Origin of the sequence: Streptomyces sp. RP5T, assembly GCF_003933965.1 — a bacterium.
In the GTDB taxonomy this organism is placed as follows: domain Bacteria; phylum Actinomycetota; class Actinomycetes; order Streptomycetales; family Streptomycetaceae; genus Streptomyces.
This window is the reverse complement of the sequence record NZ_RSAJ01000266.1, coordinates 1-11,100: the sequence shown is the minus strand read 5'-3', so window position 1 is coordinate 11,100 and position 11,100 is coordinate 1. Positions and strand designations below refer to the sequence as shown.

The 11,100-nt window shown below is 70.6% G+C and carries 10 protein-coding genes and 1 pseudogene; all 11 read right to left on the bottom strand.

The genetic code is table 11. The annotated features are described in order from the left end of the window. Positions 1–256, bottom strand: a 256-nt coding sequence (locus EHS43_RS25285) for a helix-turn-helix domain-containing protein (protein WP_148104090.1), incomplete at its 3' end; no start/stop codon positions are given. 270 nt (positions 257–526) lie between these two features. Then, a complete protein-coding gene (locus EHS43_RS25280; protein ID WP_125193059.1) occupies positions 527–1,051 on the bottom strand; it encodes an NUDIX hydrolase in 525 nt (174 codons plus the stop codon). Between the two features lie 14 nt (positions 1,052–1,065). Further along, complete coding sequence (locus EHS43_RS25275; protein WP_125193058.1) at positions 1,066–2,082, bottom strand: NADP-dependent oxidoreductase; 1,017 nt, start codon at positions 2,080–2,082, stop codon at positions 1,066–1,068. After that, positions 2,079–3,050, bottom strand: coding sequence for a hypothetical protein (locus tag EHS43_RS25270; RefSeq protein WP_125193057.1), 972 nt, complete (start codon positions 3,048–3,050; stop codon positions 2,079–2,081). The genes EHS43_RS25275 and EHS43_RS25270 overlap by 4 nt, the downstream gene beginning before the upstream one ends. Beyond that, positions 3,047–5,743, bottom strand: coding sequence for a PEP/pyruvate-binding domain-containing protein (locus EHS43_RS25265; RefSeq protein WP_125193056.1), 2,697 nt, complete (start codon positions 5,741–5,743; stop codon positions 3,047–3,049). Before EHS43_RS25265 ends, EHS43_RS25270 begins: the two co-directional genes overlap by 4 nt. Positions 5,744–5,750: 7 nt before the next feature. After that, the gene (locus EHS43_RS25260; RefSeq protein ID WP_125193055.1) at positions 5,751–6,395 is read right to left on the bottom strand and encodes an isoprenylcysteine carboxylmethyltransferase family protein; all 645 of its coding nucleotides are present in this window, start codon (positions 6,393–6,395) and stop codon (positions 5,751–5,753) included. A gap of 98 nt (positions 6,396–6,493) precedes the next feature. After that, the gene (locus EHS43_RS25255) at positions 6,494–7,276 is read right to left on the bottom strand and encodes an AfsA-related hotdog domain-containing protein (RefSeq protein WP_125193054.1); all 783 of its coding nucleotides are present in this window, start codon (positions 7,274–7,276) and stop codon (positions 6,494–6,496) included. Positions 7,277–7,751: 475 nt separating this feature from the next. Further along, positions 7,752–8,582, bottom strand: a complete 831-nt coding sequence (locus EHS43_RS25250; protein ID WP_125193053.1) for an alpha/beta fold hydrolase — start codon at positions 8,580–8,582, stop codon at positions 7,752–7,754. 200 nt (positions 8,583–8,782) lie between these two features. Then, a pseudogene (locus EHS43_RS48045) lies at positions 8,783–8,909 on the bottom strand (alpha/beta hydrolase); the annotation flags it as partial. Positions 8,910–9,042: 133 nt separating this feature from the next. Beyond that, positions 9,043–9,981: an AraC family transcriptional regulator gene (locus tag EHS43_RS25240; RefSeq protein WP_125193052.1), complete on the bottom strand. Its 939-nt coding sequence runs from the start codon at positions 9,979–9,981 to the stop codon at positions 9,043–9,045. 115 nt (positions 9,982–10,096) lie between these two features. After that, the coding region (locus EHS43_RS25235) for an NB-ARC domain-containing protein (protein ID WP_260470701.1) at positions 10,097–11,100 on the bottom strand (1,004 nt) is incomplete at its 5' end.

Here is an 11,100-nt window from a genome sequence, read left to right as displayed (position 1 = left end):
CGGACACCGCGGGCTCACCCCCCAGCTCCGCCACGTCACAGTGAAGTCGCGCGGCCAGCTGCGCGAGCACCTCGGGCGACGGCGACCGCTTGCCCGCCTCGACGAGGGAGATGTAACTGGGTGACAGCCCGTCACCTGCCAGATCCGCCTGGGACATGCCCGCCGCCCGACGCAGCCGCCGAATCCGCGCACCGACATCCGCCGTGACAGCCGTGTGCTCCGATTCGGGACGTCGGCTCACGTGTTCGCCTCCCATGTGACGTCGTTCCAGAGTCCGTGGCGGACGGTGACGCGGCACCGTCGGCGGATCGGCACCGTGGGCGGGCCGAGGCCGCCCTGGAGCGTCGGGCCCAACGGTGGCACAGCGTCGGACCGGGTCCCCGTACCTGGTGCACCGGACCGTGCGAGCCGGTCCACAGGCGATTGTGCCATTGAGGCACGTCACTTCGCACAAGATCCAAGCGGCCGTGGTCGAGCCGGCACGCCGGGCGGACGTACTGCTGAGAGCCGTCGGCCCGTGTCGGGCTCACGTCCCGCACAGCCCTTCGTAGTGGGCCAGCAGCGCACGCCCGTCCGGGACGAACGGCCAGTCGGCGTCGGCCAGTCGGGCCTGGAGGGCGTCCCAGGTCAGCCACCAGCCCTCGGCGACCTCCTCGGGCTGGTGGACGATCGGCCCGTGCACCGCCGGCTCGTACACCGTCTCGTAGAGGTGGGCCAGGAAATGGGTGTGCGGATCCCTGAACCAGTGCCGGCCGACCAGCCGCAGCGCGCACCCCTGCACACCGAGTTCCTCTGCCAGTTCCCGCTCCGCTGTCTCGTCCGGTTCCTCGCCCGCGGTGACCACCCCGCCCACCCAGACGTCGTACAGCCCGGGATACAAGTCCTTGGTGGCGGTGCGGCGATGCACGTACACCCGTCCGGAGGCGTCCCTGACGAGGATCTTCGCGGCGGCGTGCGGCAGGTTGTCCGCCCGCATCCGGCCTCTGGGCGCGCTGCCGACGGGCCGGCCCGGCAGCTCGTCCCGCGCGTACAGAGCAACGATCTCTTCCATGTACGTCCTCTCCCCTACCCGGTCTCCACCAGAACCGTGCCCAGGTGGCGGCCTGCCAACAGATCGAGCAGCGCGCCCGGGGCCTCGTGGAGCCCGGCCAGACGGACGTGCGGAAAGCTCAGCCTTCCCTCGCGCAGCCCGGCGCTGAATTCCGCCTCCCAGCGGTCGGCACTGGCCCGATGGTCGCTCACCGTGAGTCCCTGCACGGTGATGGCCCGGTTCACCAGCGCGAGGGTGTCGAGCGTGGCAGGGGCACGGGTGGCGCCCTCGGCCTGCCGGCCGACTGCACCCACCACCGCGCAGCGGGCCCCGCGCCGGGCACAGGACAACGCGGCTTCGAGCTGCTCCCCGCCGACCGTGTCGACCAGCACGTCCACGCCGTCCGGCGCCGCCGACCGCAACTGCTCGGCGATCGGTCCCTGACCGCGCAGCAGCACCGCGTCGAAGCCCAGCTCGCTCCGCAGCCGGTCCGCCTTCCAGGGCTCGCTCGTCGTGCCGATCAGCCGCCCGGCGCCCCGCAGGCGCGCGAACTGCCCGGCGATCGTGCCGACTCCGCCCGCCGCGCCGGTGACCAGAACCGTGTCCCCGGGACGCACCGGGGCACGATCGACCGCCAGCCAGCCCGCGAACCCCTGCGACAGACAGGCCGCCGGGTCGGGCCAGCGGTCCGGATCGATCCGGCTCACGGAATCGGCCGGCAGCAGGGCGTACTGCTGCCAGCCGTGGTCGTGCCGGACCAGATCACCTGGGCGCAGCCACGTCCCGGGCGCCTCGACGACCTGGCCGAGCGCCGTACCCCGCAAGGGCCGGCCGGGCAGGAAGGGTGACATCGGCAGCACCTGCTCCGCGGCCATGAGGGTCCGGGTCGCCGCGCCGACGCGCAGCAGCAGATTGCGCACCAGCACCTGCCCGGCGTTCGCCCGGCGCAGCGGCACGCCGGCCGTCTCGAAGTGTTCCGGCCGGAGCCGTCCGGCCACGTGGGCCGTCAGCCGGACCTCCTCCACGGTGTCCGGCAGCGCCCTGGTACTCATCCGCCGATGCCCGGACGGACCACGGCCAGTGCGGCGACCGACAATCCGAGGTACTGCCAGGCCAGATAGCCCATCGCGGGCCCGGTCGGCCAGGTCGGCGTGCGCAGTGCGGCGAACCGCTCGGCGCCGGTCGCCAGGAAACCCAGTGCCGTCACCGGCAGCCAGCCCGCCAGTGCGGCCGCGCCGTGCAGTTCCCAGGGCCGCACCACCGCCAGTACCAGCGCTGTCCCGGCCAGCGCGCACCCCACGGTCAGCGCGAGCGAGCCGCGCAGTCCGACCACGTTCGAGTACAGCGTCGCCCCCGGCACCTCCTGGGCGCCGGTCTTGCGGGCGAACTCGAAGTGCAGGAACACGAACATGCACAACAGTCCGCCCACCAGCGCGTGCGGGGCCGAGCCGCCGCCGGTCGCCTCCCGGAACGACAGCCAGATGTGCACACTCAGTATCGCCTGCACCGGATAGCTCACCAGCAGGTTGACGAAGATCCGGTCCCGCACCGTCGCCGACCATCGCTCCAACTGCACCAGGAAACAGATGTAGAGCAGACCGAACAGCAGCCAGCCCGTCAACAGCAGCGAGCGCCAGCCGGTGAGCCCGAGCTCCGCGACGACGATGAGCACCATCGCCACCCGCAGCTCCCGCACGTCGATCGCACCGCGCGGCAGGGGCCGGTCCGGATGGTGGAGACGGTCGTACTCCAGGTCCTTCTGTTCGTCGACGACCCGGACGAACAGGAGCGCGAGGTAGACCGTGACCACTTCGACGAGCAGGGAGCCTCCCACCGTCCAGTCGGTGCCGGGCGTCAGGACGGCCAGGGTGCTCTCCAGGGCGCACACCCACAGGACGGCGTAGGTGGCGTAGACCCGCCAGGGTGCCCGCTCCGCGAGGAAGGCCGCGAGGCGGCGGGCGGTCTCGGTGGGCCGCCTCGGTGCGCCGGACAGGGGGCGGGGAGTGCCCGTGAGCGTCATGCTTCGTCCTCTTCCAGGATCGTCACGGTGCCGGCCGCGCCGTCCATCTCCACGAGGGCGCCGTCGGGAATGCGGGTCGTGGCGTGCGGGAGGGCCACGATGGTCGGGATGCCGAACTTCCGCCCGGAGATGGCGGTGTGCGAGAGCAGCGTGCCGCGTTCGACGACGATGCCGCGCGCCGAGAGCATCAGGAACAGCCAGCCGGGGTCGGTCTCCCGGGCGATGAGGATCATGTCGTCGCTGGGATCGGCGAAGTCGGTCGGATCGGCGACGACCCGCGCGATGCCGCGCACGACACCGCCACTGGAGCCGAGTCCGTGCAGTACGCCCGAACCGGCCGCCTCCCGGTGCTGTTCCGGCAGGGCGGCGCGGACGGGGCCCATCGTCACGAAGTCCATGGGCAGTTCGCCGCCCCTGGAGTGGAACTCGGCCTTGCGGACGGCGGCCAGGCCCCGCAGGTCGTCGGTGACCGCGGTGCCGTCGTACGTTCCGAGGATCTCCTCCTCCGTCAGGTGCACGACGTCCTCGGCCTGTTCCAGCAGTCCCCGGGTGACCAGGTCGGCGCCCAGCCGGTGGTAGACCTGACGGCCGAAGCCGAACAGTTCGCTGCGCCGGTAGCGGGTGTCCTCGCGCATGTTGATGTGCCGGCGTTGACCGGCCAGCACCGCGCGCAGCGCCTGTCTGCGCAGTGGCCGCGCGGCGAGCTGCTCGGCCAGTCGGCGCTCGCCCGCGAGCCGGGCATCGGCCTCCCGCTGCCGCAGCAGTGCGCGGGTGAGGCCGCCGCGTGCGTACTCGGCTGCCATGCGCAGGAGTTGGGAGGGCTGGTCGCGGGGGACCGCCACCTCCAGCTTCAGCTCTTGCAGACCCCGGTCGCCGTGCAGTTCGGCATGTCCGCGGATGCGGTGGGCGAGGTCCTCGCCGTGGACACCTCGATCGATCTCCGCCCACACCTCGTCGACGGGTTTGACGTCGAGTGCCTCCAGTACGTCCGGCGTGGCGCGCACGTGCTCGGCGATGTCCACGATGGACATGAGGATGACGACGCTGCGGTTCTCCTCTCCCCCGCACAGCAGGTCGCTGTGCAGCCCCGGGTCGGCGCCCGGCACCCAGCGCTCCAGCATCTTCATGGCCAGGGTCTCGTGCATCTGGAGCAGGACGTCGTTGACCAGCGTGATGCCCCAGCGGTCACCGGCCTCCTTCCACAACGACCGCATCAGCTGTGTCAGTTGCAGAGGATCGGCGCTCTTCGCGGCCTCCCGGTGGTGCTGGATTACCTCCTCCCACCAGGAGTCGAACCGCCGCACCGCCCTGCCGTGCGTCAGCACCCGCCACGCCAACCGTGCCAGGGTCCTCGTCGTGGCCGGCAGAGTCGCGAAGTCGGTGAGCGGGGGTGTCGGCGTCACGTGCGTCACCGACGGTGACATGCCCATCATCCGCTCGAAGCTGCCGCGCCAGAGCGGGAAGGTCCGGCTCAGTCCGTGCAGTGTGTACCAGACGCTCAGCGAGTAGTAGACCCGTCCGCGCAACAGGCCGATCATGCCGCGGAGTTCACCCTCGTGCCGGTCCAGGATCCTCCGCGGTACGCCGAGCAGCCGATAGAAGTCGTGGAAGTCCTCGCGGTAGAAACGCTGCGCGAAGGAATAGGTCAGGGCGGTCGTGACGTCGGGATAGGACTCGGTGATGTTGGCGTTGCTCCACAACCGTTGCCGGTCCAGTTCCAGGACCACGGGGCGGGCCTGGAGGATGTGCAGGCGGCCGTCGGCGGTGAAGGTGCCTTCGATGTCCTGCGGGCAGCCGAAGAGCTTCTCGATCCGATCCCCGGTGGCCACGACTTCCCGGATCTGTTCCTCCGACAGCGCGGGCAGGTCCTGGATTTCCTCCGGTACGGGCACCGTGCACGGTCCGTCACCGAGCCGTCCCGGGTTCTCCTCCAGCGCCTGCGTCTTGTGCGCGAGCACCGAACGGATCGTGTCCCCACGGCGGCTGACGAAGTAGTGGTCGACCGGGACCCTTTCCTGCACGACCCCCTCGCCGATCCCCAGGCCCGCCGCGAGCACCCGGTCCCGGGCACCGGTCAGGGGGTCGCAGGTGAACAGGACGAAGGACCGTCGCCCGAACTCCATGCGCTGCACGCCGACAGCCACCGCGAACCCGTGCTGGGCGCTGCCCCGCGCCGCCCGGTACAGGAGTGCCTGGGCACCGAACGCGGACGCCCAGCACTGCCGTACCCGTTCGAGGAGTTGATCGCGAGTGACGTACAGGAAGCTGTCACTGATCCCGGCGAAGGCGTCCTGCGCCGAGTCCTCGCCCGCCTGGCTTCCGTGGCCGACCACGGACGAGCGCACGGACACCACGGCGCCGGCGCCGAAGACGGCGTCGAACGTCGCGTACAACTCCCGTTCCACGGCGGCCGGAACCGGTACGCCGAGCACCAGTTCCCGCAGTTGCGCGGCCTTCCTCTGCACGCCCTCGGCGTCGGCCGCGTCCACCGTGGCGAGCAGCGCGTCCAGTTCGTCGCGGATCGGCCTCAGGACGTCCGTGAACACCGAGGCGGACAGGCAGAAGAACCGCGGAACGGGGAACCCGGCAGCGGCCATCCGCGCCTGGCGGGCGAACTTCGGTCCGACCTGCTTCTCGGCCAGCAGGTCTCGTCCACGCAGCATCCGGCGGCTCTTGATGAGGCGGAGCTTCATGGCCGCCTCACCAGACCCAGGGAATGACGCGACGGTGGGTGGCCGCGTAGTCGGAGTAGCCGGGCAGCGTGAGCAGCGTGCGTTCCTCGATCAGGATGCGTACCGCCAAGGCCGTCAGGAGGACCATCAGCGCCGCTGCGCTGTAGGTGTTGAGGAAGAACAGCACGTAGGCGATGTGCGCCACCGCCATCCCCAGGTAGGCGGGGTGGCGGACCACCCGGTAGGGGCCGCTCCGCACGATCTGGTGGTCACCCAGGACACGCACGCGATGCGAGTAGAACCGGCCCAGCGTACGGATCGCCCACAGCCGCAGGCCCACCGCGGCCACGAAGACGACGGGCAGTGCCAGCAGCCACGGCCGGTACGTCTGGTCGTCGCCGGCCCCCAGACAGGCCGCCACCAGCGTTGCCGTGCGCGCGGTGCCGTACACGTACAGGGTGCCGCGGTCGGTAGCCGATTCCGTCGACTGCGAGCTGCGCACGGTCGTCCAGGTCTCCAGCGTCAGCCACACCACCTGGAGGGCCGCGAGCAGCGCCGCCAGCCGGTGCCACGGATCGGAGAAGTCGAGCAGCCCGCGCACCATCGTGGTGACGGTCGCCACCAGACAGGCGCCCAGCACGAACATCGGATACTTGCGTAGGAACCACTTCATGAAAGAGGGAACCTCCGGGAAGCGTGGGAAAGGCAGCCCGCGGTGGGAACGGCGGCCGCCGACAGCCCTGTGCGGGCCGGTGAAAGTCGCGGCCTCGATCACAGGGGCAGGCGCGGCGTGCTCTCCGTCTCCTGAAGCACGGGCCACTCACGCAGTTCGGCCAGGGCATGCGTCGTCTCGTGGATCTGGCGGGCCTCGATCTCCTCGGCCCGGGACTCCTCCATCACCACCATGTCCATCGAGCCCGAAGCGGCGAGGACATCCGCCTGCACCACGTCGCACCGGCCGGTGAACCGCAGCCGGTCCGGGCCCTTGTGCGTCACCTTCTCGACCGTGTACTCCAGGCGGGTCGGCAGCGGAAGCAGGAACCTGTGGAAGAACGTCTGCAGGGAATTCAGGATGAACCGGCGGGGCGTGCGGGACGGCGTCAGCAGAAAACGCTCCCCGACGGCGAGCGAGATCTGCCGCACCACCTCCGTGATCACCATGCCCGTGATGTGCGATCCCGTGGTGTGGTCGAGGATCATCTCCTGCCGGTCCGAGATCCTGAGCGCGGCCTCGAACCGGTTCTCCGAAATCCTCTGCAGTCCCGCGATCAGGACGTTGTCGGGGTTCCGCTTGTGCACTTCCCAGTGCTTCAGCGGGGGCGGTAACGACACGTCCGCCAGGAGCTCTTTCGGCAGCCCACGCCTGCGCAGCGCACTGCGCAGGATCTCCATCTCGTACTCCTCTATGCCCTGGCCGGGCACGATCACCGGCGGTGTGCCGGATGCCAGTTCCGCATCGAGCAGGGCACCGAGCCGAGACAGAGGAACCAAGTCGACCGAATCCGACCTGCCGGCCAGATTGTCACCCACGACGAACACCAGATTTCCCAGCATGGTTCCTCCCGCTCCATAGGAAATTCAGGAGTTAGTAGGTTCCATTCTTCGGGCGCCGGCTTGCGTGCGGCTGGACGATTTGCTTGTCGCAGCCGGGACGGGTGTCGGGGGCTCGACTCAGCCTTGCCGGTCGTCACGCGTTCGTGGCAGCCAGGAGCGCGTCTACGAGGTTGGGTTCCGTGAGGGGGTGGCGGCACGGACCGTGAGGGGGACCGGGAGGCCGATGGAGAGTGGGAGGGGATCGCTACCGCTCCGCCCGCGTCTCCGCCTACAGGGTGTGTGGCGCCACGGTGGACGCCTGCTTCAGGGCGCCGGCGTCGAGCAGGCGTCAGCCCCGCCACGTCGACGCCCTCGCACGCGTCGGCTGCTTCGGCCGGCTGGGTGCCGGACGAAGCAGCCGAGGAAACCCGGCGTGAGAACGCCGCCGGGGAGTGCGTCTGTGAGCGTGCGGCTGTCGTGGCGGGTGCCGCCCGGCTCAGCTTTCCACGAAGGCGAGGATGTCGGCGTTGAGGACCTCGGGGTGCGTGGACAGCATCCCGTGGGGGTAGCCCTCGTAGCTCTTGAGCGTGCCGTTCTTCAACAGCTCGGCGGACTTCGGGGCGGAGTCGGCGTAGGGCACGACCTGGTCGTCCGTTCCGTGCATCACGAGGACGGGGACGTCGATCTTCTTCAGGTCCTCGGTGAAGTCGGTCTCCGAGAAGGCCTTGATGCACTCGTAGTGCGCGTTCGTCGCGCCCATCATGCCCTGCCACCACCACCGGTCGATGAGCCCCTGGGACACCTCGGCCCCGGGCCGGTTGAAGCCGTAGAACGGCCCGGCGGGGACGTCGATGAAGAACTGGGCCCGGTTGGCGGCGAGGGCGGCGCGGAAGCCGTCGAAGACCTCGATCGGGGTGCCCTCGGGGTTGCTGTCCTTCTTCACCATGACCGGCGGGACGGCCGCGACGAGTACCGCCTTGGAGACCCGGCCGGGCTTGGCCTGCGCCACGTAGCGCGCGACCTCGCCGCCGCCGGTGGAGTGCCCCACGTGCACCGCTCCCTGGAGTTCCAGGGCGTCCGTCAGCACGTTCACGTCGGCGGCGTAGGTGTCCATGTCATGGCCGTTCGCGGGCTGGCTGGAGCGCCCGTGCCCGCGGCGGTCGTGGGCGATGACGCGGTACCCCTTGGAGAGGAAGAACAGCAACTGGGCGTCCCAGTCGTCCGAGCTGAGCGGCCAGCCGTGGTGGAAGACGATCGCCTGGGCGTCCCGCGGACCCCAGTCCTTGTAGAAGATGACGGTGCCGTCCGGCGTGGTGACCGTGCTCATCGCTGACTCCTGTGCTGTGTCGGTTGTTCAGGGGTGCTGCTGTGTCGCATGTTCAGTTGTGCGTTCCGTGAGTCGAGCCGCGTGCCCGGCGCACGTGGTGTGTGCCGAACGACTGCTGCCCTTCCACAAGAACCTTGTCCCGGTCGGAGAGCTCCCGCCCGTCGGGCCACCCGGGGCGCGCTCTTTTTCACTTGGATGCCGCCCTGGAGCTCACCGAGGCCCTCGCCTTCCTCCAGCGCGTGCCGGGACAGGTGCGCGAGGGCCTTCACGTTGTCCTCCGTCCCGGCCGGCCTGCGTGATCACGGCACCGCCGTGGTCGTATCGAACCTACGGAGTGAAGCCGCGTCGCCTTGCCTGTCAGCGCACGGTGTCTGACACGAGAGCGCCCTGGACAAGGGGAGGCAAGGGAAGATCACGAGGCCGGGAGTGGCCGAGCGGATCCGCGCTGCGGCGACCGGGCTCAGTCCCGTCCGCTTCCCGGACCACCGCGGCCCGCGGTCTCCCGCCATTCGCGGGGGGACATCCCGTAGGCGGCCCGGAAGACCCGGCTGAAGTGCGGAGCGCTGAGGAAGCCCCAGCATCTGGCCACCGCCGCGATGGTGCGGTGGCCGCTGCCGTACCGCACCAGGTCGCGTCGGCACTCCTCCAGCCGACGGCGCAGGATCCAGCGGCCGACCGTGGCGCCCTCGTCCTTGAACAGCTTGTGCAGATAGCGCACGGAGATGTGGTGGGCGCGGGCGATGACCTCGGGGGACAGATCCGGGTCGGGCAGGTGCAGTTCGACGTACTCCAGGATCCGCTTCAGAACCGGCGGCTGTGCGCTCCCGGCGCCCGGCGCCTCCGCCTCCAGTTGTTCGATGGCAAGGGTCGACAGCAGGTTCACGGCGTTCCAGGCGAGCATCTCGCCGACCGCGGGCCGGGCCTGTGCCGCGGTGCGGGCGAGGTCGGACAACAGCGGCGACAGTTGGTTGCCGAGCCGGGACGCCCGGGCCACCGGCCTCCGCGCGATGCGCCGTACGTCGAGGTCCGACAGCCCGAGCAGATCACCGGGGACGAGGAACACCGTCGCCGTGAATCGCACCGGGAAATCCAGCGTGGGAGTGCTTCCCGTGTCGTAGAAGCAGACGTCGCCGGGCGCGAGGCGAAGCCGGGCGGGCTCCGGGTCGGGCGGGCCACCGCGGCCCCTCAGGCCGACGAAGAGGTACTCCCCCACGCTCTCGGCGGTGAGCCGGTGCGCCGGGTGCGGTCGGCTCTGGCCGGGCAGCCGGGCGGGCGCCTCCCGGCCGGTCACGATCTCGACGCCCAGGGACGTCCGGAACGCCTTCGTGTCAGTGGTGCTGGTGCTCGTGCTCTCGCTCGTGCTCGTGCTCGTGCTGGTGCTGGTGCTGGTGCTCGTCATGCTCAGCCGTTGCCTCCGGGGGACCGTCAGTCAGCTGTCCGGACCGTAAGTCGGCAGATGTGCAAAAAGAGTGACAACGAAGTGACAAGGCCGTCGGCGCCTGGCGTTCCCGACCTCAGGAATCGTCAGGCCGGCCGTCCTCCTCGGCGAGTTCCACTGCGAGAGCGCGCAGCAGGTCGTGCAGGGCATAGCGACCGGGTGCGGCCTCGGTCAGGAGATGGCCTTCGGCGAGTTCGCCGAGGAGCGGCCCCGTTTCGCGGGCCGACAGCCTGGCGAGCGTGGCGACCGCCGCCGCGCTGATGTCGTCCACCCCTGGACGGGCCAGAAGCCGGAACAGTTGCGCGCTCTCGGGTGACAGGATGCCGTACGAGCTCAGGAAGGCGGCGCGGACAGCGGGCAGGGCATCGAGGGTGCCCTGGGCTGCACCCAGTTCGGCCGCCACGGCCGCCAGGGGGAAGTCCCGTCGGCTGACGGCGCGTGCGGCGACGACGGCCAGGGCCAGGGGCAGCCGACCGCAGCGGGCGACGATCTCGGCGGCGGCCCGGGGCTCCGCGTCCAGCCGGTCGTTTCCGAGCCGCAGGGCCAGCGTCTCGCGCGCGTCCTCGACGGACGGCGGCTCCAGACGCAGCGGCCGTACACCCGAAGCCGTCAGCCCGGGGAGCGCGTTGCGGCTGGTGACCAGCGCAAGACAGCCCGGCGCGGCGGGCAGCAGGGGGCGTACCTGCTCCGCGTCCACGGCGTCGTCGAGGAGCACGAGGACGCGCCGGCCCGCGAGCATCCTGCGATAGAGACCGCTCAGCGCGGCCACGCCGTGTGGCATGTGCGGCGCGGACACGCCGAGCGCGGCGAGCATGCCGCGCAGTGCGTCGGCGGGCTCCACGACGGGGCGGGTCGGCTCGAAACCGCCCAGCGCTACGTACAGCTGACCGTCCGGGAAGCGGTCCACCATCTGGTGCGCCCAGTGCACGGAGAGGGTGCTCTTGCCGACGCCGGGCATGCCACGGATGAGCACGGCCCGCGTTGCCCCGGCGGCCTGCGACCCCGTACCGGCGACCTGTGTCAGCCAGTCGAGTTCGGCCTTTCGACCGGCGAAGACGGGGAGCCCGGGGGGTAGTTGAG